This window comes from Bacillus sp. BP-3, assembly GCF_028401955.1.
In the GTDB taxonomy this organism is placed as follows: domain Bacteria; phylum Bacillota; class Bacilli; order Bacillales; family Bacillaceae_G; genus Bacillus_A.
The window spans coordinates 1-26566 of sequence record NZ_JAQOTJ010000023.1 but is presented as its reverse complement, the minus strand read 5'-3'; the positions used below and the strand labels follow the sequence as shown (position 1 = coordinate 26566).

Below are 26566 nucleotides of genomic sequence, written 5' to 3'. Positions count from 1 at the left end.
AGCGTTAAACCTTCAAATTCTCCGAGAGTCCGGTTTTTACCCCACTCTTCTTAACGTAATATGAGATAGAGAGAAAAATTATAAACCTCGATTCCAAAGTGAGTCGAGTTTTTTTATGCAAATAGTTAAAATACAATAAAGAACAGTCGTTGATTGAATTCTCTTAAAAAACCGAATAAAAAGAAAAATATGATATATTTATACTATCCAATCATTTTTAAGGGAGATGGGGAACATGACAAAGGAAAACCGAACAGCTGAAAATAAGGAACTCACGATTTTTAACCACATTGGAAACACAATTGTAACGGAAGATAGAGAAATTCAAATTATTTCAAGAATAGAAGAGCCTCTTATTGTCGTGTTAGCAAATGTACTAAGTGATGAAGAGTGTGAAATGTTAATGGGAATGTCTAGGAATAAAATGAAACGTTCTAAAATTGGTGTTTCGCGCAATATAAATGACATGCGGACGAGTAGTGGTACGTTTTTAGAAGAAAGTGAGGTCACTACTAGAATCGAAAGACGAATCGCTTCGATCATGAATGTTCCTATTGAACATGGAGAAGGGATACAGATTTTAAAGTATACAGTTGGCCAAGAATATAAAGCGCATTATGATTTTTTCGCAGAAAACAGTGCGGCAGCAAATAATAATCGTATGAGTACCCTTGTCATATATTTAAATGATGTAGAAGAAGGCGGAGAGACTTTCTTTCCCAAACTCAACCTTTCTGTATCTCCGAAAAAAGGAATGGCGGTATATTTCGAATATTTTTATCAGGATACATCATTAAACAAACTCACTTTACATGGCAGTGCACCTGTTATCAAAGGTGAAAAATGGGTTGCGACGCAATGGATGAGAAGAAGGCATTTATATTAAAATATCACTCTGAGCTGTGATTTGAAAGAACTCCACACCGTCAAGATAAGCTTATTTGGTTTCTAAAGAGTATTTCTTCATAAAAACTGCACCTCCAATTATTCTTGGTATCTAACAATCGGAGTACAGTTCAGAATAGGGTCTCTTTTAGTCAATATCAACATTAATGTTTAGCCGTGTTTATTTTTTAAAAAAATATATAAATATTTATCTAAATTTTCTAAAAATATTGACAAAAACACTTTCAATTTTTATACTTATGGCAGCTTGTATGAATGTAATGGACTGTTAATAAGTCATTTTGTAATATTTAATAATGAAAGCGTTTTTATAAGGGGGAGAAGAAATATGATGATGGATGTCCCATTAACAATTAATTCGATGATCGAAAGAGCAGAGAAGTTATTTCCAAAGAAAGAAATTATCTCTCGTACACATAGCACAATTACACGATTAACGTATAAGGAGTTAGGTGAGCGGACGAGACGTTTGTCTAGTGCGTTGCAAAAATTAGGTGTGAAGCAAGGGGAACGAGTTGGCACATTAGCATGGAATCACCATCGTCATGTAGAAGCCTATTTTGCGATTCCTGGTATTGGTGCTGTCCTGCATACGATTAACATTCGTTTATCCCAGCAACACATTTCTTATATTATTAACCATGCAGAGGACCGTATTTTACTCATAGATGAAGATATGGTACCGCTTATTGAGAAAATTCAAGGGGAATTATCAACTGTACAAGCTTATATCATCATGACTGATGAAAAAGAACTTCCAGAAACTTCACTTCAACCTGTATACCACTATGAAAAACTTCTTGAAGAAGGAGATCCTAATTTTCCATTTTTAAAAGATATTGATGAAAATATGCCAGCTGGTATGTGTTATACATCGGCTACGACAGGTAATCCGAAAGGCGTCGTATATACGCATCGCAGTACTGTTTTGCATAGTATGTCGCTTGGCCTTGCAGATACAACGGCAGTTTCTGAAAGTGATGCTGCTATGCCGATTGTTCCAATGTTTCATGTAAACGCTTGGGGATTGCCGTTTGCAGCAACATGGTTTGGATCCAAGCAAGTTCTTCCTGGGCCGATGTTTACACCGAAGATTTTATTAGAAATGATGCAGGAAGAAAAAGTAACAATCGCAGCTGGTGTTCCAACAATTTGGCTTGGTGTGCTGCAAGAATTAGAAAAAAATTGTTATGATTTATCAAATATAAGACGATTTTTATGCGGCGGAGCAGCTGCGCCGAAAAGTGTGATTGCAGCATTTGAACAAAAATACAATGTTCCGTTCGTACATGCATATGGAATGACAGAAACAAGTCCGCTTGTTACGCTTGCACGTTTGAAAAGTTATGAACGCGAACTACCTTATGAAGAACAACTTACAATACGGGCGAAGCAGGGTTATTTAGTGCCTGGTGTAGAGATGAAAGTTGTTGGAGAAAAAGGAGAGGTAGCATGGGACGGACAGCAAATGGGCGAGCTGTGTTTACGTGCTCCTTGGATTGCGGCAAGTTATTATAAAGACGAACGAACAGTAGATGGATTTCGAGATGGATGGTTATATACAGGAGATGTCGTTACGGTGGATGAAGAGGGATGTATTAAGATTGTTGATCGTACGAAAGATGTAATCAAAAGCGGAGGAGAATGGATTTCATCTGTTGATTTAGAAAATGCCTTAATGGCACATGAAGCAATATTTGAGGCGGCTGTTGTCGCAGTTCCTCATAAACAGTGGCAAGAGCGTCCTGTTGCATGCGTTGTTGTAAAACAAGATCAATCTGTTACAAAAGAAGAATTATATGACTTTTTAAAACCGCAATTTGCAAAATGGTGGTTACCAGATGAGATTGTTTTTCTGAAAGAAATTCCAAAAACTTCAGTCGGGAAATTTTTGAAGCAAGCACTTCGAAAAGAACTAGAGGAATTCTATATAGAAGATTAATTTTTTGTAAAGATAATCATATTTTGTTAGTAGTGTAAAATAGCGTATGTATGAAAAATTATAATAAGAAGGTATGTGACTTTATACATCGTTATCAATGGAGAATGTGTATGAAAGTAAATATAATGTGGGATTTTGATGGTACTTTAGTAGATAGTTATCGTGTATTTGTACGTATGTTTAAAAGAGTTGTAGAAGAACACATACATGAAGATGATATTATGAAACATTTAAAGATTTCATTTACACATGCAGTAAAATATTATGGGTTATCACAGCAACAAATTGATTAAATATTCTCATGGAAAGGTCTGTGCATCCATGAGAGTATCAACCGTTTCCTAGAGTAGAAAAAGTATTACAAAGAGCGCATCGTAATTGTATTGTAACTCATAATTCGAAGAAAGAAGTATTGCGGATATTAAAATATTATGGATGGGAAGATGGATTTCTTAAAAAGCCAAATCCAGAATCATATGTTCATATGCAAAAGAAATATGCTATCAATTTCGTTGTGGGAGATCGTGAGTTAGACATTATACCGGCTACAAAACTAGGAATTACAACATGTGCTTTTCAAAACGAAGCAATCCCAGGCGCAGATTATTACATTGATTCATATCATCAGTTATTTCATATTCTGAAGGAGAAGAGTATGCAAATATAAAAGAAACACAAGAAGCAATTTATGCTTCTTGTGTTTCTTTTTGCGTATGAATAAGGTGTGATAAAAATGCTTCGCCTGTCACAGTTGCTTTACCGCCGCCGCGTGCGCTTTTTGGATTCCCTCCGCCTTTTCCTTCTATTAGAGGAAGGGCTGTTTTTAAAAGGGTATTCATATTTAGCTTAACGGCTGGACCACATGCACAAATGCATTGTAAGTTTTCGCCGTTTTGTGTAACAAGATATGTAATGGCGTGGTCATCTTTCTCTGTAAGGATAGCTGCTAATTTAGCAAGTTCCTGCATAGAACGCTCTGTATAGATAACGGCAATTTGTTTGCCATATGAAGTTTCTTCTGCTTGCTGTAACAATTCATTTGCTTCTACAAGAATGAGTTTTTCATTGGCTGCTTGCAACGCTTTTTCATTTTCCTTTTGAGCAGAAAGGAGCTGTTTTATTTTGTTTGCAATATTGCTTTCTTTACTATGTAAATGCTGTGCGGCATCTTTCAAGAGGAAATGATTGCGCTGCATTAGTTCAATTGTACGCCATCCGCAAACAAATGTAAGGCGAATGTTTCCTTTATGACGCTCCCAATTGATAATTTGAATTGGGCCGACTTCGCCCGTTTGTTTTGGATGCGTACCACCACATCCGTTAAAATCAAGATTTTCAATAATCACAACACGAATATTTTCTGTTACAGTTGGTTCTTTTCGCAAAGGAAGTTGCTTTGCTTCTTCTAGATTTACCCACCGAACTGTAATTGGACGGTTTTCAAGGACAATTTGATTTGCAAGATTTGCAGCTTCCTCAGCTATTTCGAAAGAGAGGTCAGAAGTTTCTAAATCAATTGTTACAATTTCTCTTCCTAGGTGAAAACCGATCGTTGGAATATTGAAGTGATCCCAAAATATCGCGGACAAAATATGCTGCCCGGCATGTTGTTGTATATGATCGAAACGACGTTTCCAAGAAACATATCCCGTTACTTCATTTGTATGAATCACTTCAGTAATGTAATGACGAATTTCACCATCTATTTCTTCCACATTTATAACAGGAGTGTCATTTAATTGCCCTGTATCATGGGGCTGACCACCGCCCGTTGGATAAAAAGCTGTTTGTGTTAATACAACATATAAATTGTCGTCTTTGTCACGTTCCTGTTTTGTAATTTGAGCTGTAAAGGTTTGTAAATATGGATCTTTATAAAATAATTTGTGATTCACAACCTTACTCCTTTCAAACTTAGCTTTATAAATATAAATTTAAAAATCGACATAAAACCCCACTTTTTTCTCCCGCAGGAAAGGTTTAAAGCAAAAGGAGAAAGCTAATGGCAGTCCTGTTGTATTCTACATAGCAGCGACTTATATGTCGAAAAATTAAAATGGACATATATAGTTCTATTGTAAAACACTACGTATAATTTTCCTAATATTTCATAAGAAAAATTCTCTTTTTTAGAATTTTCTTGCTATAATGAGAAAAAGGGGACATAACGGGGGTGGATGATATGTTGTATGAAAATGGCGTACGCAAACTGATTCATCTAAACACAAATATTTCTGAACTATATCGAGAATTGAATGAAATGACCCGTCATTTAAAAGAATGTAACCGTGAAAGTGTAATATTTGATCGGTTATATGTGAAAGAATTATTATGGAAAAAAGAAGAGATAGTTTCTATGTATGATCAGCTCCTCGTTCAACTTTGCATCAATGAATGTTTTGATATGAAAAGTTTCATTTCTGGAGAATATGCTTATACACATGAAGAAGTAGAGAACTATGTAGCAGAATTTAATAGTAAACATAATGTGAATATTTTAGTAGAGGAAGTATTAAAAGAATTACAGTTTACATATGGTATTGATATGGAGCTGAAACGAACAGTTCGTGTTTAAGAAAATGAAAATTATGGTTTCAAAGGAAGCTGTTTTTCAGCTTTCTTTTTCTTTACGTTGCATTTAGATATAGAGAAGGTGAAAGAGATGAAGGGGAAGTTAGGAAGCATTCATCCAATTGGGATGACTATCATTTTTGGAACATTATTTGCAAGATTTGCAACATCGATGAGTATTCCGTTTTTAGCAATTTACTTAACGAATGCAAAAGGAATATCAGCAGGCGTTACAGGAGCAATTATTGGAACAAGTGCATTAGTGGGGGTATTTGCAAGTTTTATTGGCGGGAATTTATCAGATCGTTACGGGCGAAAGAAGATTATGTTATCCTCTATTATAGTTTGGATTCTTGTCTTTATTGGGTTTGGATTTGCGGAGCATGTTGCTGCATTTTTCCTCCTAAATGCACTAAATGGGATGTGTCGTTCATTTTTTGAACCAACGTCCCGCGCTTTATTATCTGATTTAACAAAACCGGAGCACCGCTTAATGGTGTTTAACTTACGTTACGGTGCTATTAATGTTGGTGTTGCGATTGGACCACTTGTTGGTCTTCAGATTGGCAGTGCTGAATCAACAACACCATTTTTTATAGCGGCTATTATGTATGTTCTTTATACAATTATACTTGTATTACAATTTCGAAAGTATCATGTTGGAGAGGAAAAAATAGAAGAGAGAGAACGAGTTACGTTTATAGATTCCTTGCGCATTATAAGAAAAGACATTGTTTTTTTAGTTGCATTAATTGGAATTATTATTAGTACAGCAGGATACGCACAGTTTTCATCAACGCTTTCTCAATATTTTGCGAAGTCTCATCTATTTGAAAATGGAGTGGAATTATTTTCTTATGCATTAGCATTAAACGCAATTACTGTAGTAATCGTTCAGTACCCACTCATTCAAGTTTGTAAAAAATATACACCGCTCGTATCAATTATGATCGGTACAATATTTGTTAGTACAGGATTATGTGGATTTGGATTCGCGGAATCAATGTGGGCTGTTTTTGTTTGGACGGTCATATTTACAATTGGAGAAGTATTAATGTTTTGCATGACAGATGTGTTTATTGATCAAATTGCGGTTGCGAATTTAAAGGGAACATATTTTGGGGCAATGGGATTTTCAGGGATCGGATCTGTTATTGGGCCATGGTTTGGTGGGCTTCTGTTAGATTATTACGGTTATCACAGTGGTTTTACGATTTTTGTAATTTTGGCGATTTTTTCTATGCTTGCATTTCCAATTCTTTTATTGACGAGAAGTTTGCTTCGTAAAAGAACGATGGAAGAAAAAATAGGAAGTACAAATGTAATGTGATTTAGAATTAAGGTTCCGAAATGAAAAAGGTGGATAATTGTAATCAGCCACCTTTTTTCGTATACATTTATATTTTTTCGGTTGCAGAAAGGGCATTTCTTATATGACTTAATAAATTTGTATACAATTATTTTATAAGGAGAACAGTTCTTTCTGTTAGTTGCGCTGCTTCTGTTTTAGATATGTGAATGGCAAGAAGACCATTTTCAAGATAGGCTAACATTTTTTTATATATAATAGTAGCTGGTAAGAAAATCATATGCTGCAAGGCGGAATTATTATTAGATATGTTAATTTGTAGACCTGTCTCCATCTTTTTAATAAAAATATTTTGCTCAACTATGTTCGGGATATCAGCTTCTAAAATATATTCTTGTTCTGTTTCAAAAAGGTCAACGTGAATATCGTTTGGTGAGGGGGAGTTTGTGTATAAATCGGAGCAAAATTGATTCATCCATTCTTCAAAGCCATCAACATGAAAAAGGCAGTCTTTTTTCTTTTGCTTGCCCATTGTAAGAAAACCTCCGTAAAATTTCATTCATAATACGATATTCACTTTGAAATTAGAGGTGAAAAGGAAAGAGGAAATGTGCTTTTCAAAAAGGGGAGATAGTATAAATATATGATAAATAGACAGTGCACATGCACTGTCTATTTTTTTACATATCATGGTGAGCGTGATTTTTTTGGCGGGAATGTTTTCGATTTTTTACTTTGTGTGATCCGCTTAATGGTTCCGGTTGTCCGCCAGAAACCTGTCCTTGCGGTGAATTTTTACGAATGGATTTGCTGTTGTTTTTCTCCATTTATACTACCCCTCTTTTTATTAAGCTTTAGCGATTAATCAAATCAACGATAAAGCTCGATTAGCGAAACGTATCAGCTGAGGAAGAGCACTACGCCTAAAGTTTCGCTTTATCTTAGGATGAGAGAACTTCATAAATTTATACGAGAATGTTTTTTGAGAAAAAGGTAAAAGATAATGGAGAGTAATGACAGAAAGGGGAATGATTATGCCGTACCACAAGGATAAACAACAAGCATTTCAAGCTGCGCAGCAAGGAATAACAGATGCAGAAAACGTGTATAACAACATTGTGAAAAACGATCCGAATTATGCCCAGGACTTAAAACATTTACGTCAAGAAGTGCAAGAAGCATATGAACAAATCCAAAATGCATTAGAAGTTGCTTCTGAAACACAGCGAACGCAATTACAACAGTATGAACAAGATTTAGGGCAGATTATGCAAAATGTGGAGGAAGCGCGTGATTATTAGGTTGTTGAGCTTCCTCAGCAGCCTTTTCACATAAAAAGAGGTAATAATGATAAATAAAACGAACCGCATTATAATCAGTTGTCTAATCATAGTGTTAAGCTTGATGGAAATTGAGAAAGTCGATGCAAAGATGTTAATGAGAAAAGAGTTAGAGCCTACTGGTTATGTAACGTGGGAAGTACCAACGAATGAGAAAATAATAGCAATTACTTTCGATGATGGTCCGGATCCTACATATACACCGCAAATTTTAAATGTATTACGCGAATACCACGCAGAAGCGACTTTTTTTATGATTGGCTTCAGAGTTCAGCGTAATCCATATTTAATCAAACAAGTACTAAAAGATGGTCATGAAATTGGAAATCATACAATGAACCATTTGTATGCACGGAATACAAATGGACAAAAGCTCGAGAATGATATTCTAGAGGGGAAAAAATATTTGGAAAAGTGGGTAGAGAAACCACTCCTTTTCCGTCCACCTGGTGGTTATATTAATGAATCGGTGTTTAAAACAGCGACAGAAGCAGGATATCAAATTGTATTATGGTCATGGCACCAGGACCCAAAGGATTGGTCTAATCCTGGGAAAGATAAAATTGTACAACATGTACTAAGCAATGCAAGAAGTGGTGATATTGTTTTACTACATGACGGCGGAGCTGATAGAAGTCAAACTGTTGAAGCATTAAAAGAAATTTTGCCAGTCTTACAAAAACAAGGGTATCGCTTTGTGAAAGTGTCAGAGTTATTAAAGTACAAGCATTGAAAAATCCCAAAAGATTATCTTTTGGGATTTTGAGTTATTGATTCTTTTTACGCTTTTTATTGTTTTGGCGTTGTGCAGGTGTTAATGGCTCATTCGAAAATTCCTCATTGTATCCTGTACCTTGTCCTTGTGCAGAGGCAGCATTCATTCCAGGAATGACATGGTTTGCTTTACGTTTTCCCATTATTATCCCCCTTAGTCAGCCATGAGAATTTGAATAGTTCGGTTCATTTATAAAGTAAAATACCTTCTTAAAAGAAGTTTCACTTTATAGGAATAGTATCTGTTAACGGGAAAATTATTATACAGCAACGAGGTTATAAAGAAAACTTATGATAAACCATAAGTTTCTTATTGTTTACTTATCCTTTAAGTTGTAATAATATATTATCGTAAGGTATTGAAAAATTCGTCTACATTTTATATTCAGACAATTTCAGTCACGTTTAACAGGGGGGTAACCATAATGGTAAAACACAATCCATTTAACACTCGCGCAACATTTGAAGTAGATGGAAACACGTATCACTATTATAGTTTGAAAGCGCTTGAAAATGCAGGGGTAGGTAATGTTTCTAAATTACCTTATTCGGTTAAAGTATTACTTGAGTCAGTACTTCGTCAAGTTGATGGCCGTGTTATTAAAGATGAACATGTTGAAAATTTAGCGAAATGGGGAACGAAAGATATTCAAGATATCGATGTACCGTTTAAACCATCTCGCGTTATCTTACAAGACTTTACAGGAGTTCCAGCTGTTGTTGATTTAGCTTCTCTTCGTAAAGCAATGGCAGATATGGGCGGAGATCCTGATAAAATCAATCCAGAAATTACAGTTGATCTTGTTATTGACCATTCTGTACAGGTTGATAGAGCGGGTTCAGCAGATGCGCTTCAATTTAACATGGATTTAGAATTCAAACGTAATGAAGAACGTTATAAATTTTTGAGCTGGGCACAAAAATCATTTGATAACTACCGTGCAGTTCCACCAGCAACAGGTATCGTTCACCAAGTAAACCTTGAGTATTTAGCGCCAGTTGTGCATGCAGTGAAAAATGCTGAAGGTGAACTTGTTGCATACCCAGATTCATTAGTAGGAACAGATTCTCATACAACGATGATTAACGGTATTGGCGTTCTTGGATGGGGCGTTGGTGGTATTGAAGCAGAAGCTGGAATGCTTGGACAGCCTTCATACTTCCCAGTACCAGAAGTAATCGGTGTGAAATTAACAGGTACACTTCCAAGTGGTACAACAGCAACAGACGTTGCATTAAAAGTAACACAAGTATTACGTCAAAAAGGTGTAGTTGGAAAATTCGTTGAATTCTTCGGTAGCGGTTTACAAAGTATGCCACTAGCTGACCGTGCAACAATTTCTAACATGGCACCAGAGTACGGCGCGACTTGTGGATTCTTCCCAATCGATGATATTTCATTAGATTACTTACGTTTAACAGGAAGAAGCGAAGAACAAATTCGTATCGTTGAAGAATATTGTAAAGCGAACGGCTTATTCTATACAGCTGATAGTCAAGATCCAATCTATACAGATCTTGTTGAAATTGATTTAAATACAATTGAGTCTAACCTTTCTGGTCCGAAACGTCCACAAGACTTAATTCCTCTTTCTAACATGAGAGATGAGTTCCGTAAAGCTGTTGTGGCACCGGTTGGTAACCAAGGATTTGGCTTCGCAGAGCAAGAATTTGATAAAGAAGTGAAAGTAGTATTAGAAGATGAAGAAGTAACGATGAAAACAGGTGCAATTGCAATTGCTGCGATTACAAGCTGTACAAATACATCTAACCCATATGTATTAATTGGTGCAGGTTTAGTTGCGAAAAAAGCAATTGAAAAAGGACTTAAAGTACCTGGTTATGTAAAAACTTCATTAGCACCAGGATCTAAAGTTGTTACGGAATACTTAGATAAGTCTGGATTAACAACTTATTTAGATCAATTAGGTTTCCAAACAGTAGGTTATGGCTGTACAACTTGTATCGGTAACTCTGGTCCATTAGCACCAGAATTAGAAGAATCAATCGCTGCAAATGACCTATTAGTAACATCTGTATTATCTGGTAACCGTAACTTTGAAGGTCGTATTCATCCTCTTGTAAAAGCAAACTACTTAGCATCACCACCGCTTGTAGTTGCATATGCACTTGCTGGTACAGTAGATATCGACTTGAAAAATGATGCAATCGGTAACGATGCAAACGGCAACCCAATTTACTTTAATGACATTTGGCCAACAGCGGCAGAAATCGAAGAAGTTGTACAAAATGTTGTAACATCTGAACTATTTAAGAAAGAATATGCACAAGTATTTAACAGCAACGAACGTTGGAACGAAATCCAAACTTCAAACGAAGCGTTATATACTTGGGATAATGACTCAACATATATCCAAAACCCACCGTTCTTTGAAGGATTATCTAAAGAACCAGGTGAAGTAGAAGCACTTTCAGGACTACGCGTTGTTGGTAAATTTGGTGATTCTGTAACAACAGACCACATTTCACCAGCAGGATCTATCGGTAAAAACACACCAGCAGGCCGTTACTTATTAGAAAATGGCGTACAGCCAGTTGACTTCAACTCTTACGGTTCTCGCCGTGGTAACCATGAAGTTATGATGCGTGGTACATTTGCGAACATCCGCATTAAAAACCAAATCGCACCTGGCACAGAAGGTGGATTCACAACATACTGGCCAACAGGCGAAGTGACATCTATCTATGATGCAGCAATGAAATACAAACAAGACGGCACAGGTCTTCTTGTAATCGCTGGTAAAGACTACGGTATGGGAAGCTCACGTGACTGGGCTGCAAAAGGTACAAACCTTTTAGGCATCAAAGCAGTTATCGCAGAAAGCTTCGAGCGTATCCACCGCAGTAACCTAGTATTAATGGGCGTATTACCATTACAATTTAAAGATGGTGAAAGCTCAGAAACATTAGGTCTTACTGGTCAAGAGTCATTTGAAATTCAAATCGATAAAACAGTAAAACCACGCGACCTTGTAACAGTAGTTGCAACTGACCTTGATGGAAACAAAAAACAATTTGAAGTTGTAGCACGCTTCGACAGCGAAGTAGAAATCGACTACTACCGTCACGGCGGTATCTTACAAATGGTTCTTCGTGAGAAATTAGAAGAGTCTAAGGTTTCTAACTAAGTTTAGATTTCAATAATTTTAAATGAACAATAGTTTAGTAGTTTCTAGATTAGTATAAATATTTACACTGTATGAAAAAGGGAAGCTAACGAAAGTTATCTTCTCTTTTTTTATAATTGCGAATCGGCTCGGTATCGTTAAAAAGATTTTTGACATAAAGGAAATAAAACAATCGGTAATTTTTGTTGTTATATTATAAAAGTTTCGGAGGGAACAATGATGAAAGGAAATAAAAAAGAGCTACAAATAAACGACAAATCGATTCGTTATACACATTTCGAAATGGGTTCCAAAACGATTTGCTTTATGTTTTCAGGTTCAGGTTACAATTACGATAAACCATTGTTTTATTACGCGACAATGGCAATGCTCCAAAATAAAATTGATATTGTCCATGTCCATTACTCCTATAATGAGCAACCAACGAAAAATAATATTGAAAAGATAACAAAGATAATGATGGATGATATTAATCCTGTGATTTTAGATGTTTTAAAAAATGGACAATATGACAATTCTATTTTTTTAGGAAAATCACTCGGAACAATACCAATCGCGAATGACTTAATGAAGAGAGAAGAATTCCTAAAGTCAAAAATGATTTTATTTACTCCTCTAATAAATTTTGATTCGATCTTTGACTCAATCTTGAATAGTCAACATCAAGGGCTTTTCGTCATCGGGGATAAAGATCATTATTACAATGCAAATCAAATTGACCAATTAAGTAAATCGAATTTAAAAGTTGATGTAATTCAAAATGCAAATCATTCCTTAAATGTTGGAGAATATGAAACAACAAATTCAATTTTAGCTTTATCAAGGGTAATAGAAAAACTCCAAGAAACCGTTAGGACAAATTAGTGATAAACTGATAGGATCAAAAGTGCTAATTGCACCTCTTTTGCATTTTGTACTTCAAATTTAACCCCGTTACTATTCAAAGAGTTGCATTATTATGCTTTTAAACTTTCAGCACCTGAAGATGCAGGTTGCTGTTTTCCTGGTTTCACAAATACCATGGCTAGCATAGCAATAACGACTGCAATCGCAGCAGCAAGGAACATGGCTTGATATCCAGAAGTACACAGAGCCTAGAAATAAATTGTACTTACAACTGAATGAGTTGGTGAAAGGGTTAAATCGAATCTTACAAGGATTTAAAAATTACTACAGCTTATCTCCAATTGTTCAGAAATGGCTTAGCAAAATAGACTGGTACGTTCTAGAGAGATTCAATCTTTTCTGAAACAAGCAAAGAAATATTCGAAAGAAACATGGTCGTTTTAAGGACATGATAAAGAAAATACCATACACACTCGTGAAAGTAGGAAGCTAGAATAAACTGAAAACCAAAGAAATTTGTTTCAGTTTTCTACTCTACTCAAAACTTGGCATTTTATTTATCACCCATTGATTATTTTCATAACTGAATTCTATTTCTACATCTTTTGTTACATTTGCATACTCGTTATATGTCTCCACTTTTGCTGCTAACTTACCATCCTTTAATTGAGAAGAAGTAATCTTTATATATTTAGTTGCAGCTTTTGAACTTGGATCTCCAATAACATAGTGCATTTTTCCGTCTATTTCTTTTACATATTCACTTTGCATATATTCCGTAATAAATTGTTTTGAGAAATATGTAGACAATGTAGTTTCTAACGCTTTTTTTGTATTATATGCGGGGATGAGCAATTCCCCGTACGAAAAACGCCCCATTGATTTTGAATTCCCTGTGAATGCTCTCGTTTGGATATAGGTGAGTTCTTTTTGTGCATTTAATACTTTGTTTAACATTGCGTCATTAGGTAACGGTTTATCTTTTATTTCATTTGATTTTTTTGTCTTCAGATTTAAAATAACGCCATTATCTGTATATAGATACATATCTCCTGCTATAAAATATAAATAAGATTTAGAAGGTTCAAGAGCTTTGTTATAGATTAATTCTTCACTTCCACCATTGATTTTTCTCTTATACACACCGTCATTTTTTACATAATAAAAAGTATCCCCTGTTATGTTCATCTGTAAGACGTCCTGTATTAATAGCTTTTCTGTATTTTGCTGAACGTCTAACTCGTATATACCGTGCGTAGCTTTATGTGCTTCAAAAGGGAGCGAAAAATCTACAACAGCATATAGTTTTTCATCATGATATACCGCACTAGATATTTCTGCATACTTTTCCTTTGACCAGGTTTTGTTATTCTTGGTAACCTGTCTTCCACGATTTTTATTCCAATGTAGAATACTATCATCTATTGTTTGAGCCCAACCAGTGTATTTAGGTGTAGTTTCCTCTTCTTGTCCTGTTTTCAAATCCATTTTTATAATCCCTACAATATCAAAACCACCATGCTCCGAGTATTTTTTCGGATAAAACAAAGTTTGATCTTTTATATATACGTAACTTGTATCTGTTTTCAATGTATCGAGTTTTTTAGCTGAAATGTCATACTTCATTAAAGAAGGCAGTTCATTTGAACCTGTATTATCATTTGTCGCCATATGGATAAAATATAAAGATTGATTGTTTATATTTATATAAGAGGCATTTACATCTTTTACTAAAAGTTCTGATGTTTGAAAATAATCCTTTGTACGATAAATACCTTTTGTATTCTTACTTCCATTGACCGCATAATAAATCCAACCATCACTTTCGACCATTTTCCCTTTGTTAGAAATGTTCCCAACCGTATTTCCTCTTTTTTCAGCCTCTTTTATTTGCTGCTGTACTATTGAATCAGTTTGTGTATCCTTTTTTTCTTTCTTGACATTTGTTGTATTTGCTGTTTTGTTTTCTGCTTCACAACCAAAAAGAGAAATTGAAATGGCCATGGTTGCAATAATAACTATTGTTTTTTCATAAATGTTCCCCATTGTTTGCCTCCTTATGATATTTCAATAGAATTAAATATTGGTAGTAATTGTCTACTTGCGTTTGATTATACGTGCTTTTGTGAATAAAAACAATTTTCTGTTTATTTTCCGTTTGAAGCCGATAACAAGAATTAGTTTTACAAAAGGCACAAAATGTTAAACTCAAAAAAACAGTAATTTTATGTGCATGTACTGATATCGCTGTTTTTTGTATAAATATTCAAAACATAATTTTACAAATTATAACAGGTTATGAACTTAGTTTTAGTTTTTACTATAGTCCATTTAGAATGCTCGATGATGCATATCCAGGACTTTTAAAAGAATGGGAATTATTTTTTAATTTGTAACTACTCAGCCATACACTTCATTTAGAAGTTTGGTAACGAGTATAATGCCAGCGAAAAATTGCTGCCTTTCTTTGTTTTAAAACCTTGCGCGTGGCAGGAAAAGGTCCTGACCGCTACTATACATAGCCAGTCCATCTTGTCCAATTAAAAAAATGCTTTTCTATCGTTCTTTCATAGAGTGACTGAGTAGTTACCTTTATTTTTTATAAAGGATCAGTGTAAATTATTCAAAAATTCACATACGAAATAAACTCTGATGAGTTTTATATAGCTTTATATTCACTCAATTCTTTTTGGAATAGTTAGTTCCTTACTGATAACGAATCAATCACATTAGCCATTTATAAGGGATTTAGTTTGGTCAAATATGGTGTTAGTTTATACAATTTTTGTGAAGAAGGAATTTTTCAAAATAAACAGCCAACATTAGAACAATCAAATTTTTCCTCATTTACATTAAGGGTGTTTATGTTGAATACATAAGTAAAGAAAAAACGCTCAGAATTTTTTTATACTCTAAGCGTTTTTTTTCTTTACTGCTAACAGCGTTTATTGGACTTGTTAATTTAAGTGGTATTCCGCTGTGGAAAGTGAAGGAAACAAAAAGTAACTTTAAAATCAATCTTTATGATGTAATTTGGATTTCATTGACGTTTACGGTATAGACATAATGATGTACTATATTGAATGAAAAATACATGAAGGAAGGACATAAAATGGGGAATTTATTATTGATGATGATTGAACGCGTTGGTTTAATCGTCATTTTAGGATATTTACTTTCGCATATTAAGGTGTTCCGTTGGCTACTGTATAAGCAAGAAGGCTATAAGGGAAGCTTTATGTTAATTGGCATATTTTCATTATTTACAATTGTAAGTAACTACACAGGGATTGAGATTTCTGGTAATACGATTTTGAATGACAACTGGCTACGGGGCGTCTCTTCTTCTAGTACGATTGCAAATACGCGTATTATGGGAATTGGGATTAGCGGGTTACTTGGAGGTCCAATTGTTGGAATAGGAGTAGGATTTATATCTGGTATTCATCGTTATGTGCTCGGGGGAACGACTGCATTAAGCTGTGCACTCTCTTCTATTTTAGCTGGTATTGTGACAGGTTATATTGGCTATTTATATCAAAAATGGAATCGCGTTGTAACCCCAAAGTTTTCTTCAGTGCTTAGCATCTGTATGGTATCGCTGGAAATGCTTATGATTCTTTTCATAATCGATGACGGCTGGAGCATTGTGAAAACTATTGCAATCCCAATGATTATTGTAAATGGTTTTGGAAGTTATATTCTATTGTCAATGATTCAGTCCATTATACGACAAGAAGAGCATACGAAGGCATTACAAACGCATAAAGTATTGCTCATTGCTGATAAAACGCTTCCGTATTTTCGCCAAGGGTTAACGGAAGAATCATGTACGCATGTGGCACAAATTATCCATCGCTTTACAGGAACAGATGCAGTATCTTTAACAGATACAGAAAAAATATTAGCACATGTTGGAGTAGGATCTGATCATCATATTCCTTCCCATAGCTTAATTACTGAATTGTCCAAAGAGGTGTTAAAGGGCGGAGAGATTATGAAAGCAAAGTCGCGCGAGGAGATTAATTGTCCGCATGAAGGGTGTTCATTACAAGCGGCAATCGTGATTCCGCTCACATCTCATGGAAAGACCATTGGTACGTTAAAGCTTTATTTTAAAAATCCGAATTCATTAAGCCCCGTTGAGGAAGAGCTGGCAGAAGGATTAGCAAAAATCTTTTCAACGCAGCTTGAGCTTGGAGAAGCAGAACTGCAAAGTAAATTATTGCAAGATGCGGAAATAAAGGCGCTGCAAGCACAAATTAACCCTCATTTTCTTTTTAATGCGATTAATACAGTCTCTGCTTTATGTCGTACAGATGTAGAGAAAGCAAGAAAACTATTGTTGCAGCTAAGCGTGTATTTTCGCTGCAATTTACAAGGTGCAAGGCAGCTTCTTATTCCGTTGGAACAGGAATTAAATCATGTACATGCGTATTTGTCGTTAGAACAAGCAAGATTTCCGAATAAATATGAAGTGAAAATGTACATTGAAGACGAACTGCATACTATTTTGCTTCCACCGTTTGTGCTGCAATTATTAGTAGAAAATGCTCTTCGTCATGCATTTTCTAAAAAACAGCCGATATGCCAAGTTGAAATTCATGTTTATGCTAAGCGAAACAGCGTACATTTCAAAGTAAAAGATAACGGTCAAGGGATTGAACCAGAGCGATTAGAGCGGTTAGGAAAAGCAGTTGTATCGTCAAAAAAAGGAACGGGAACAGCATTATATAATATTAATGAACGGTTAATAGGGTTGTTTGGAAAAGATACAACGCTTCATATTGTAAGTAGACTAGAAGTAGGGACGGAGATTTCCTTTACGATTCCAATTCAAAGAAAAGGGGGAAGCGATATTGAGAATATTAGTAATTGATGACGAAATGTTAGCGCGTGACGAATTAAAATATTTATTATATCGAACGAAAGAGGTCGATATTATTGACGAGGCAGACAGTGTAGAAGAAGCGTTAGAGAAGTTGATAGAAAGTAAACCGGATCTTGTTTTTTTAGATATTCAGCTGTCGGATGATAATGGATTTGAGATTGCTAATATACTAAAGAAGATGAAAAATCCACCTGCTATTGTATTTGCAACGGCCTATGATCAATATGCCATTCAGGCTTTTGAAGTAGATGCTTTAGATTATATTTTAAAGCCGTTTGACGAAGAGCGCATTGTTCAAGCGATTAAGAAATTTAAAAAACGAAAACAGCATGAAATGGCGGAAAAACAAGAAGTACATGCGCCCAATGTATCTAGCAGAATGGAAAAATTAGCGCTACCTATTGATGAATCGATTGTACTAGTGAATATAGAAGATATCGTATATGCTGGATTGTTGGACGGAAAAGTAATTGTGAAAACGATTTGTGATACGTATGTGACATACGATACACTTGCCATTTTAGAAAAGAAATTGCTGCAAACGAATTTTCAGCGTGTTCATCGTAGTTTTATCGTAAATGTAAATCATATTTCTGAAATCCAGCCGTGGTTTAACTCTACGTATAATTTAATTATGAAAGAGGATTCAAAAGTGCCTGTAAGCCGCACATATGCAAAAGAATTAAAGAAGCTGCTTCGTATTTAACGAGCAGCTTTTTGCATTTCATCCTTCCTTTTCTGTAATTGATTTCATATATTTGACGCTCTGTGTTGTAAGTACCTACACAATCGTTTACATCCTATACAATAAAGGCATCAAATCGAAAGAGGTGGAAGGATAGTATGAAAAAATCATCTATTAATCCATGGCTTGTTGTACTCGGTACAGTTATTGTACAAATGGGACTTGGAACGATATATACATGGAGCTTATTCAATCAACCTTTAGTTAGTAAATACGGATGGAGTCTTAATGCTGTTGCGATAACTTTCTCAATTACTAGCTTTTCTTTAGCATTTTCAACTTTGTTTGCGGGTAAATTACAAGAGAAATTGGGACTTCGTAAGCTCATTATGATAGCCGGATTAGCCTTAGGAATTGGCTTGATGCTTAGTTCGCAAGCTTCTTCATTACCAATGCTTTATGTACTAGCAGGGGTTGTTGTAGGTTACGCAGATGGTACAGCCTATATCACTTCACTATCCAATTTAATAAAGTGGTTTCCAAAACGTAAAGGTTTAATTGCTGGCATATCTGTCTCCGCATATGGAACGGGTAGTCTAATTTTTAAATACATTAACGCAAAGTTCATTGATTCAGTTGGCGTATCACAAGCGTTTTTATATTGGGGCTTAATTGTTGCAATTATGGTAGTGATAGGTGCTTGTCTAATCCATACAGCCGCTGAAAAAGATACAGTTCATGAAACAAAAAGTCATGACTTTACAACAAGAGAAATGCTAAACACAAAACAAGTTTATCTGTTATTCATCATGTTATTTACATCATGTATGAGTGGCTTATACTTAATTGGTATGGTAAAAGATATCGGTGTTCAACTCGTAGGACTTAGTGCAGCAACAGCAGCTAATGCTGTCGCTATGGTTGCGATCTTTAATACGATTGGCCGAATCATTTTGGGGCCGTTGTCAGATAAAATCGGCCGTTTAAAAATTGTTTCCACAACGTTTGTCGTCATAGCTATGTCTGTTTTTGTACTCAGTTTCGTGGATTTAAATTATGGTATCTATTTTGCCTGTGTAGCAAGCGTAGCTTTTTGTTTTGGTGGAAATATCACCATTTTCCCAGCCATTGTTGGTGATTTCTTCGGTCTAAAAAATCATAGTAAGAACTATGGTATCGTGTATCAAGGTTTTGGTTTTGGAGCGCTCGCAGGTTCCTTTATTGGTGCAATTCTAGGTGGATTTAAACCAACCTTTATGGTAATTGGCGTGTTGTGTGTTGTATCATTTATTATTGCTATTTCAATTCGACCACCTAGTCAACAAGAAGAAAAACAAGAAAATTATCGTAGTGCAGCGTGAGTATTTTGAATATTGATATATTATAAAAAGAGGCTCATTTAAAGTTTAAAGATAAAAAAAGAGGGATTCGCTTTTCTAATGAAAAGTAAATCCCTCTTTTTATTTAAATTTATAAACATATATGATCTTAAAATTCAACCTATTTTCAAGAGAATTCCCCTTCCTCAAGGAATGAGAAGGGTGTGAAGACCAATGAGTAGGAAGGGGATGCATTTTGGTTGGTATAAGCCAAAGTAATGAAAATGGAATTTCCTCAAACCAGATAGAATTGTGGATAGTTTACGTTGATAATCAGTATGTATGAATGAAATTATCAAGTCATAAAGATTAAACACTTTGTTTCACAACACGTTATGTTTTCTTATTTCTAGAAATGTTGAAAATTAATATATTTAAGGTTATATTATCAGAGTGAATAATAATCAGATTTTTTAGTTTTTGGAAACTTGCCTTTTTATTTGTATATTTATCTTTAAAGGAGCTATTTTATGAATTATAAGATTGTATTTTTTGATGTTGATGGAACTCTTACACATCATGAAAATGGAAGTATTTCAAATAATACGAAAGAAGCTATAAAAGCGTTGAAGAATAAAGGGATAAGAGTAGTTGCAGCAACAGGAAGACCGTTATCGATGTGCGATGAGATAAGAGAATTAGGAGTCGATACATTTATTACAGCAAATGGAGCTTATGTGAAGCACAATCAAGAGGTTCTTCATAAGGTACCAATAGATAAAAATATCATTCGAGAAGTGGTTGAATTTGCATCTATAGAGAATACCGGGCTGTCATTCTTTACAGAAGATTTTAGTATGAATGGTGTAGAAGATAAAGCAATATTAAAAGCATTGAATGAAACGTTGTCATTGAATACTTATCCAACTACAAATAAACACATTTATAATCAAGAGGTATATTTGATGTGTTTGTATGCTTCTGATGAAACAGTAGAGAAATACATTCATAAGTTTCCACATTTAACGTTTAGCAGATGGCACCCTTTTGTTTTAAATGTATTACAAGAAGAAGTATCCAAATCTTTAGCAATCAAAAGTGTTTTACGGTATTTTGGCATTGATAAATCCGAGGCTGTTGCGTTTGGGGATGGAGGAAATGATATAGATATGTTGGAATTAGTAGGTCTTGGGATTGCTATGGAAAATGGGAATGAACAATTAAAAACCGTTGCAGATTTCGTCACGAAAAAGTCAAGTGAAGATGGGATCGATTTTGCTCTTAGAAAGTACGGAATTATTTAAGTATTAATAAAGAATGGATATTTTTGTTTGGAGTGATTTCTTTGATAGATTTGTTTCAATATAATTGGCAAGTTAGAGAAGAATGGTTTAAGTGGTGTGAAGCAGTTGCGAGTGAAGAGTTGACGAAAAAACGTACAGGCGGTATGGGTAGCATTTTACATAATTTATTTCATGTGATTGATTGCGAACAATTATGGGTTAATCAGATGCAAGGAACTACTGTCATTAAAAAAGATATTAATACAATTTCTAGCCTAAGTGATGTCAAGATATTTTCTAATATAACAAAACAAATAACACAGAGATTTCTTGAGTCATATACTCTTGATACTGGTGAGAGAATTTTAGAAGTTAAGAGTAAGAATGGTAATTCAATTTCATTTACTTATGAAAGAATTATTCGTCATATCATTACTCATGAAATTCATCACATTGGACAGTTGTCTGTTTGGTCGCGAGAAATTGGCATTGAGCCTGTTTCATCTGATTTATTAATAAGGGATTATGTAAGAATTTAGTTCGCTTCTGTTTCCTCATAGAAAAAAGCAATCGGTTGAATTATTAAAGTTGAAATTAAGATCCATATGGCAAGGATAAGAAATGGATTCGTCATTGGACTTATAAAAATTAATAAACAAGTTAGTAAATGAAATAGGACATAAATCAAAAAAAGATTTTTTTGTTACATGTAATGTTGTACCGCAGTTTGGACAAAAAAGCTTGTGAGTGTTATTTCGTAAAAAGAAGGTTGTCTTTTTTATTTTGATATGGCATTTAGGACATGTTTTCAGTTTTGTTTCACCTCATCACTTCTTAATTTGAAGACTACAAAATTCTTTGTATAAAATAAGAAAAGGAGTAGAGTAATTCAATTTTTTTCTTTCCCTATAAATTTACGTAAAAGAGAGTATATTGCTAGAAAAATGATGATATAAATCCCAAAATCAATTGTAAATAATAAAATGTCGAATTTATCCCGGAATATGTTGTAATTTAGATTGATATGGGAATATATGAATTTAGAAATGAAATTGGAAAGCAAGATAGAAAAGAACACTACAATGAAGTCCTTCATTAATTATTAACCTCCTATAAAATTCCATATACGTATGATAATTATACTGAAAATTCTAATTGTATTCAATGGATGAATAAGAAACCTTTGAAGGGTTTAATTTATTTTGCTCATTCTGTGACCAAATGAACTCAATATAAGTAGAAATACTACATGTAAATGTTTTTCTATCTAATTGTGGAACAGTAAAGATTCTTTTTTTTAGGAAAAATGGATAAATTTCGTGTCATTTCTTTGTTACCTTTATAAAGGAGGCTACAGTAATGAGGAAAACTTTTCTCTTTTTTTAACTCTCTTTGTATACTCCGGAGAGCCTCCTTTCTAAATAAAATTTGGGATATAAACGTCGGATTTTAAAAATAACCCCTTTGTTTGCATTTGTTCTCCAGAGTGCCTTTCATTCCTTGAATCGTTTTTGTTTTCTTAAAGGCTTGCTTGCAATGCAAATATCTACGGATAGAAAAAAATGTTAAAAGAGTTCAAAAATACTTTGTAATCGCTTACACATTGTTATACTATTAAATTATAATAATGAATTATCATGATGATTTATTATTATAATATAATACAGAGGATATAGGAGTAATAAAGGACGAAGATGTTAAACACATCTGAGCTAACTATATACAGTTATTTACAGAAGATTAAGGTGAAAATAATTTTTTTTGTGAAAAATTGCTCATTAATTCACATGATGGGCAGTTGAAAGACTGGGGGATAATTTGTGAACAAGAATAGTATGTTACGTGTGTTAGAGAAAGAATTAGTTGTAGCTTTAGGGTGTACAGAGCCAGTGTCGATTGCGTTAGCCGCAGCTACTGCAAGAGATTATATGAAGGGCGACATGCAGTCAATCGAAGTACTTGCAAGTGCAAACGTCATTAAAAATGCAATGGCGGTTGGTATACCAGGAATGAAGGCTACTGGAATTGACTTTGTTGCTGCTTTAGGGGCGTTAGCAGGAGATAGCAAAAAAGATTTAGAAGTGTTAGCCGGAATCTCAGAAGAAGATGAAGAACAAGCAATCTCTTTAGTAGAAGCGGGGAAAGTGTCTGTAGAATTAGCAGATACGTCTAAAAAGCTATACATTGAAGTGAAGCTTACGACAGACGAGGGATATGCAAGGGCTATTATTCAGGATAATCACACATTTATCGCATTAGTAGAAGCGAATGGGGAGCTTGTTTATAAAAATGGATGTGGAAATACACACTTTGCCACTTCTGAAGAAGAACGTGATGAATTAACGATTCCAGAAATCTATGAATTTGTTACGACTGTAGATGTAAAGGGATTGGCACTTGTAAAAAAGAGTATTGAACTGAATCGTAATGTGGCATTAGATGGCTTGTCGAATGAATACGGCTTACAAGTTGGAAAAACATTAAAAGCAAATGTATTGAAAGGAATTCTATCAGATGACTTAACAACTCATGCGATGGCATTAGCAGCTGCTGGTTCAGATGCGCGTATGGCCGGTTCAACAATGCCAGTAATGGCTAACTCAGGAAGTGGTAATCAAGGAATCGCCGTAACGATGCCTGTAGTAGCCGCAGGTGAGAAATTAAATGTTTCGGAGGAAGAGTTAATTCGTGCGGTTACGTTAAGTCATTTATTAGCGATTTACATTAAAAATCAGTTTGGACGTTTGTCTGCACTTTGCGGTGTAACAGTTGCTGGTGCAAGTGCCTCAGCTGCTATTACATATTTATTAGGTGGAGATATTGAAAAGATAAAGTATGCAATCCAAAATACACTTGGAAATGTGACAGGAATGATTTGTGACGGAGCAAAAGCAGGATGTGCGATGAAAGTAGCAACTTGTTCAAGCGCAGCTGTACAATCTGCACTGTTAGCCTCACAAGGAATGTGTATCTCTGCTACAGATGGATTTATCGAAGCAGATGTTGATAAAACAATTGAGAACTTTTGCCGATTAGGAAATGAAGGTTCATCGAATATGGATAAGATCATGCTAGAGATGATGATTAATAAAAGAAAATAGTAGGGATGTATCACCTTGTACGCGACGAGTATGTGTATATTCCATTAACAACAACTGCGAATAAAATTGGTCGTATTTGTTGGGTAGGGTTTAGCAAAGTAAGGATAAGATATGAATATACAAAAAGCTCAGATGATTTTTCTTGTCAACTGAGCTATATATTCTTTATTATGTCTACCAATTTTTATAATTCGAAGACACATTATACAGCATAAAGCATATGGAATTAAAAGAGCATACAAGTGGAATAGTCTATTCATTTTTCAATCAAATAGCTGATTATGTTTTGAAAAAACTATAGAAAAATCATTAAGAAAAGAACGAAATGTATTACTTTACTTCCTACAACTCACTTATAAGCTAGTACGGCCCAGTGACATGGTGCTGTTTGTCTCCAATTTACACTAGAGAAACCGCTCATTCTTAACATTGTATCAAGTTGAGTTATTTGGGGATAATCTTCTGTAGGGTCCCAACGTTTTCCTATTCGTTGTTTTGCATCTTCCATAGCAATTTTGGATGCGAACATAATGTCTAATAAAAGAAAAGTCCCGTTTGGTTTCAAGATACGATATACCTCATTGCATGCTTCTTCTCTTTGTTCGGGTAAAACTTCATGAAAACAAAAACTTGAAATAACAGAATCGAAACTCTCACTTTTTTGTCCTGTATTCGTAAAAGTACCAGTTTTTAAGTGGAAGTTTGGATACTTATTTTGGCATTGTTCTAACATTTTTTCTGACAAGTCAATTCCAAACATATTAGAATCATTTTTACTTACTAAAGCTGCAAAAGCACCTGTACCGATGCCAATGTCAAGAATTCTATCTTTATCGTTAGTATAAAGCATTTGCTTTGCTTCAAGTAAACTATGATTGTATCCATAAAGCGGGCCATTTGGATTTTCTAAACTTTCATCATAAGTTTTTGCCCAATCATTAAAAAGTTTTTGAGTAGTTTCAAACGTTCGTAGCAAATAAATTGCCTCCTTTATAAATGGTCTACCTCAGTTTTCAATGTGTAAGTAATCTTCATATTCATCATTGTTATCACTCCAACTAATATGTACTAGATGTATATCTTCGATTTGAAATTTTGAAATCCTTCTATAGTGTTTAAAATCAGTTTTAGGTAACAAACTCTGATAGGGGGGATTTCTCTTAAAAAGGTGGTAATCTATAGTAACATTAGTGATGCTATGTAACATAAATGTGCCTTCTTACATAATTAAATTTTGCAATTTATAATGTAAATAGAAGTTCAATTTTATTAAGCGGAGGAAACGAACATGAAAGCAGTTGGTTTGTTAGAATACCTACCTATTGAAAATGAGGACAGTCTAATCGATATTGAATTACCACGTCCAATATCGAAAGGAAGGGATATACTCGTAAAAATTCATGCTATTTCGGTTAATCCAGTTGATACAAAAGTTCGAGCACCAAAAGATAAGAAAGAAGAAGAGTATAAAATACTCGGATGGGATGCTAGCGGTGTTGTTGTAGAAGTTGGAGAAGATTGTACTTTGTTTCAGCCAGGCGATGAAGTTTTCTATGCAGGAAGTATTATTAGACCAGGTACATACAGTGAGTATCATCTAGTGGATGAGAGAATTGTTGGAGCAAAACCGAAAAATTTGACCCATGCCCAATCAGCTGCTATTCCTTTAACTGCAATTACAGCGTGGGAAGGATTATTTGAGCGCTTAGCAATTGATATTAATAATAAAGAAAAGAATAAATTGAAAAATATTTTAATCATTGGCGGTGCAGGTGGTGTAGGTTCTATTGCCATCCAATTAGCAAAGTGGGCTGGTCTAAGCGTTATTACAACTGCCTCTCGAAAGGAAACGAGAGAGTGGGTGGAAAGTTTAGGTGCTGATTATGTTATCAATCACCGTGAATCATTTAAAGAACAATTATCGCAAATGAAAATAGAAGAAGTTGATTATATTTTCTGTTTAAATAATACAGATCAGCACTGGAACGGCATGGCAGAAGTAATCAAACCGCAAGGGAAGATTTGTTCGATTGTAGAAAATGAGAAACCGTTAGAGTTAGGGATATTAAAAAGTAAAAGTGCTTCATTTGTTTGGGAATTCATGTTTACAAGAGCTATGTACCAGACTGAAGATATGATTAACCAGCATCTTTTGTTAAATCAAGTTAGTGAGTTACTGGATCAAAAAGTGCTTAAGACAACTTTAAACAAGACGCTATCACCAATTTATGCGGCTAATATTAGAAAAGCACATGAGATGATTGAAACAGGAAGTACGATTGGAAAGATTGTATTGGAAACATTTTAAAGGTATATAAGTGAATACTACCAAGGGTGAAATATGAAGAATGGAGCTGTATGTACTACAGCTCTCAGAGTGTTGGGAAACCCTTCAGGATTTCCGACACTCTGGGAATTATTGATTTGTTAATGAACAAAAGAACTAGAAA

At 34.7% G+C, this 26566-nt stretch carries 24 protein-coding genes; 18 read left to right on the top strand and 6 right to left on the bottom strand.

Translation table 11 applies throughout. The features are described 5' to 3' along the window. Positions 1-235: 235 nt before the first annotated feature. From PLX19_RS23105 to PLX19_RS23090, 4 genes are all read left to right on the top strand, one after another. A complete protein-coding gene (locus tag PLX19_RS23105) occupies positions 236-886 on the top strand; it encodes a 2OG-Fe(II) oxygenase (RefSeq protein WP_272191208.1) in 651 nt (216 codons plus the stop codon). 348 nt (positions 887-1234) lie between these two features. Next, complete coding sequence (locus PLX19_RS23100) at positions 1235-2848, top strand: long-chain fatty acid--CoA ligase (RefSeq protein ID WP_272191207.1); 1614 nt, start codon at positions 1235-1237, stop codon at positions 2846-2848. A 110-nt stretch (positions 2849-2958) separates the two neighbouring features. Further along, positions 2959-3141 (top strand): HAD hydrolase-like protein, encoded by a 183-nt coding sequence (locus PLX19_RS23095; protein WP_272191206.1) that lies wholly within the window; start codon positions 2959-2961, stop codon positions 3139-3141. 89 nt (positions 3142-3230) lie between these two features. Then, positions 3231-3515: an HAD hydrolase-like protein gene (locus PLX19_RS23090; RefSeq protein WP_429757262.1), complete on the top strand. Its 285-nt coding sequence runs from the start codon at positions 3231-3233 to the stop codon at positions 3513-3515. 19 nt (positions 3516-3534) lie between these two features. Here PLX19_RS23090 and PLX19_RS23085 read toward each other — a convergent pair whose 3' ends face one another. Continuing rightward, positions 3535-4743, bottom strand: coding sequence for an alanyl-tRNA editing protein (locus PLX19_RS23085; RefSeq protein ID WP_272191205.1), 1209 nt, complete (start codon positions 4741-4743; stop codon positions 3535-3537). A gap of 287 nt (positions 4744-5030) precedes the next feature. On the opposite strand from PLX19_RS23085, the gene PLX19_RS23080 reads away from it, so the two are divergent. Both PLX19_RS23080 and PLX19_RS23075 read left to right on the top strand, forming a co-directional pair. Then, positions 5031-5423, top strand: a complete 393-nt coding sequence (locus PLX19_RS23080) for a hypothetical protein (RefSeq protein ID WP_272191253.1) — start codon at positions 5031-5033, stop codon at positions 5421-5423. A gap of 87 nt (positions 5424-5510) precedes the next feature. Next, positions 5511-6749 carry an MDR family MFS transporter gene (locus PLX19_RS23075; RefSeq protein WP_272191204.1) on the top strand — a complete coding sequence of 413 codons (1239 nt, stop codon included), beginning with the start codon at positions 5511-5513 and terminating at the stop codon, positions 6747-6749. Between the two features lie 127 nt (positions 6750-6876). On the opposite strand, the gene PLX19_RS23070 is transcribed toward PLX19_RS23075, so the two are convergent. Beyond that, positions 6877-7260 carry an Hsp20/alpha crystallin family protein gene (locus PLX19_RS23070; protein ID WP_272191203.1) on the bottom strand — a complete coding sequence of 128 codons (384 nt, stop codon included), beginning with the start codon at positions 7258-7260 and terminating at the stop codon, positions 6877-6879. 148 nt (positions 7261-7408) lie between these two features. Further along, positions 7409-7555 (bottom strand): small acid-soluble spore protein P, encoded by a 147-nt coding sequence (locus PLX19_RS23065; protein ID WP_020063100.1) that lies wholly within the window; start codon positions 7553-7555, stop codon positions 7409-7411. A gap of 207 nt (positions 7556-7762) precedes the next feature. Here PLX19_RS23065 and PLX19_RS23060 point away from each other — a divergent pair, with 207 nt between their 5' ends. Then, complete coding sequence (locus PLX19_RS23060) at positions 7763-8029, top strand: hypothetical protein (protein WP_272191202.1); 267 nt, start codon at positions 7763-7765, stop codon at positions 8027-8029. Positions 8030-8132: 103 nt separating this feature from the next. Then, positions 8133-8801: a polysaccharide deacetylase family protein gene (locus tag PLX19_RS23055; RefSeq protein WP_429757263.1), complete on the top strand. Its 669-nt coding sequence runs from the start codon at positions 8133-8135 to the stop codon at positions 8799-8801. Positions 8802-8835: 34 nt separating this feature from the next. On the opposite strand, the gene sspO is transcribed toward PLX19_RS23055, so the two are convergent. Next, positions 8836-8985 carry a small acid-soluble spore protein O gene (gene sspO / locus PLX19_RS23050; protein ID WP_020063103.1) on the bottom strand — a complete coding sequence of 50 codons (150 nt, stop codon included), beginning with the start codon at positions 8983-8985 and terminating at the stop codon, positions 8836-8838. Positions 8986-9267: 282 nt separating this feature from the next. Between sspO and acnA the strand changes: the two genes are divergently transcribed. The 3 genes from acnA to PLX19_RS23035 all read left to right on the top strand — a co-directional run bounded on the left by acnA (position 9268) and on the right by PLX19_RS23035 (position 13240). Further along, positions 9268-11991, top strand: coding sequence for an aconitate hydratase AcnA (gene acnA, locus PLX19_RS23045; protein WP_272191200.1), 2724 nt, complete (start codon positions 9268-9270; stop codon positions 11989-11991). A 219-nt stretch (positions 11992-12210) separates the two neighbouring features. Next, positions 12211-12855 carry an alpha/beta family hydrolase gene (locus tag PLX19_RS23040; RefSeq protein WP_272191251.1) on the top strand — a complete coding sequence of 215 codons (645 nt, stop codon included), beginning with the start codon at positions 12211-12213 and terminating at the stop codon, positions 12853-12855. A 241-nt stretch (positions 12856-13096) separates the two neighbouring features. Continuing rightward, positions 13097-13240, top strand: a complete 144-nt coding sequence (locus tag PLX19_RS23035; RefSeq protein WP_272191199.1) for a group II intron maturase-specific domain-containing protein — start codon at positions 13097-13099, stop codon at positions 13238-13240. A gap of 131 nt (positions 13241-13371) precedes the next feature. On the opposite strand, the gene PLX19_RS23030 is transcribed toward PLX19_RS23035, so the two are convergent. Then, positions 13372-14883 carry a DUF5050 domain-containing protein gene (locus PLX19_RS23030; RefSeq protein ID WP_272191198.1) on the bottom strand — a complete coding sequence of 504 codons (1512 nt, stop codon included), beginning with the start codon at positions 14881-14883 and terminating at the stop codon, positions 13372-13374. Positions 14884-15949: 1066 nt separating this feature from the next. Here PLX19_RS23030 and PLX19_RS23025 point away from each other — a divergent pair. The 6 genes from PLX19_RS23025 (at position 15950) to PLX19_RS23000 (ending at position 24116) form a co-directional block, all read left to right on the top strand. Further along, a complete protein-coding gene (locus tag PLX19_RS23025) occupies positions 15950-17716 on the top strand; it encodes a sensor histidine kinase (RefSeq protein WP_272191197.1) in 1767 nt (588 codons plus the stop codon). Continuing rightward, the gene (locus PLX19_RS23020) at positions 17694-18434 is read left to right on the top strand and encodes a LytR/AlgR family response regulator transcription factor (RefSeq protein WP_272191250.1); all 741 of its coding nucleotides are present in this window, start codon (positions 17694-17696) and stop codon (positions 18432-18434) included. Before PLX19_RS23025 ends, PLX19_RS23020 begins: the two co-directional genes overlap by 23 nt. 137 nt (positions 18435-18571) lie before the next feature. Further along, positions 18572-19774 (top strand): L-lactate MFS transporter, encoded by a 1203-nt coding sequence (locus PLX19_RS23015; protein ID WP_272191196.1) that lies wholly within the window; start codon positions 18572-18574, stop codon positions 19772-19774. Between the two features lie 488 nt (positions 19775-20262). Continuing rightward, a complete protein-coding gene (locus PLX19_RS23010; protein ID WP_272191195.1) occupies positions 20263-21036 on the top strand; it encodes a Cof-type HAD-IIB family hydrolase in 774 nt (257 codons plus the stop codon). 41 nt (positions 21037-21077) lie between these two features. Then, a complete protein-coding gene (locus PLX19_RS23005) occupies positions 21078-21554 on the top strand; it encodes a DinB family protein (protein WP_272191194.1) in 477 nt (158 codons plus the stop codon). 1281 nt (positions 21555-22835) lie between these two features. After that, positions 22836-24116 (top strand): L-cysteine desulfidase family protein, encoded by a 1281-nt coding sequence (locus tag PLX19_RS23000; protein WP_272191192.1) that lies wholly within the window; start codon positions 22836-22838, stop codon positions 24114-24116. 349 nt (positions 24117-24465) lie between these two features. Here PLX19_RS23000 and PLX19_RS22995 read toward each other — a convergent pair whose 3' ends face one another. After that, a complete protein-coding gene (locus PLX19_RS22995; protein WP_272191190.1) occupies positions 24466-25092 on the bottom strand; it encodes a class I SAM-dependent methyltransferase in 627 nt (208 codons plus the stop codon). Positions 25093-25404: 312 nt separating this feature from the next. On the opposite strand from PLX19_RS22995, the gene PLX19_RS22990 reads away from it, so the two are divergent. Beyond that, positions 25405-26424, top strand: a complete 1020-nt coding sequence (locus tag PLX19_RS22990) for a zinc-binding alcohol dehydrogenase family protein (RefSeq protein ID WP_272191189.1) — start codon at positions 25405-25407, stop codon at positions 26422-26424. Positions 26425-26566: the final 142 nt, after the last annotated feature.

What these genes read in the sequence shown, in the direction of transcription:
- PLX19_RS23065 (WP_020063100.1), bottom strand. Translation starts at nt 7,555, where the DNA reads ATGGAGAAAAACAACAGCAAATCCATTCGTAAAAATTCACCGCAAGGA.
- PLX19_RS23025 (WP_272191197.1), top strand. Translation starts at nt 15,950, where the DNA reads ATGGGGAATTTATTATTGATGATGATTGAACGCGTTGGTTTAATCGTC.
- PLX19_RS23100 (WP_272191207.1), top strand. Translation starts at nt 1,235, where the DNA reads ATGATGATGGATGTCCCATTAACAATTAATTCGATGATCGAAAGAGCA.
- PLX19_RS23070 (WP_272191203.1), bottom strand. Translation starts at nt 7,260, where the DNA reads ATGGGCAAGCAAAAGAAAAAAGACTGCCTTTTTCATGTTGATGGCTTT.
- PLX19_RS23075 (WP_272191204.1), top strand. Translation starts at nt 5,511, where the DNA reads ATGAAGGGGAAGTTAGGAAGCATTCATCCAATTGGGATGACTATCATT.
- PLX19_RS23040 (WP_272191251.1), top strand. Translation starts at nt 12,211, where the DNA reads ATGAAAGGAAATAAAAAAGAGCTACAAATAAACGACAAATCGATTCGT.
- acnA (WP_272191200.1), top strand. Translation starts at nt 9,268, where the DNA reads ATGGTAAAACACAATCCATTTAACACTCGCGCAACATTTGAAGTAGAT.
- PLX19_RS23015 (WP_272191196.1), top strand. Translation starts at nt 18,572, where the DNA reads ATGAAAAAATCATCTATTAATCCATGGCTTGTTGTACTCGGTACAGTT.
- PLX19_RS22990 (WP_272191189.1), top strand. Translation starts at nt 25,405, where the DNA reads ATGAAAGCAGTTGGTTTGTTAGAATACCTACCTATTGAAAATGAGGAC.
- PLX19_RS23055 (WP_429757263.1), top strand. Translation starts at nt 8,133, where the DNA reads ATGGAAATTGAGAAAGTCGATGCAAAGATGTTAATGAGAAAAGAGTTA.
- PLX19_RS23030 (WP_272191198.1), bottom strand. Translation starts at nt 14,883, where the DNA reads ATGGGGAACATTTATGAAAAAACAATAGTTATTATTGCAACCATGGCC.
- PLX19_RS23095 (WP_272191206.1), top strand. Translation starts at nt 2,959, where the DNA reads ATGAAAGTAAATATAATGTGGGATTTTGATGGTACTTTAGTAGATAGT.
- sspO (WP_020063103.1), bottom strand. Translation starts at nt 8,985, where the DNA reads ATGGGAAAACGTAAAGCAAACCATGTCATTCCTGGAATGAATGCTGCC.
- PLX19_RS23105 (WP_272191208.1), top strand. Translation starts at nt 236, where the DNA reads ATGACAAAGGAAAACCGAACAGCTGAAAATAAGGAACTCACGATTTTT.
- PLX19_RS23060 (WP_272191202.1), top strand. Translation starts at nt 7,763, where the DNA reads ATGCCGTACCACAAGGATAAACAACAAGCATTTCAAGCTGCGCAGCAA.
- PLX19_RS23010 (WP_272191195.1), top strand. Translation starts at nt 20,263, where the DNA reads ATGAATTATAAGATTGTATTTTTTGATGTTGATGGAACTCTTACACAT.
- PLX19_RS23080 (WP_272191253.1), top strand. Translation starts at nt 5,031, where the DNA reads ATGTTGTATGAAAATGGCGTACGCAAACTGATTCATCTAAACACAAAT.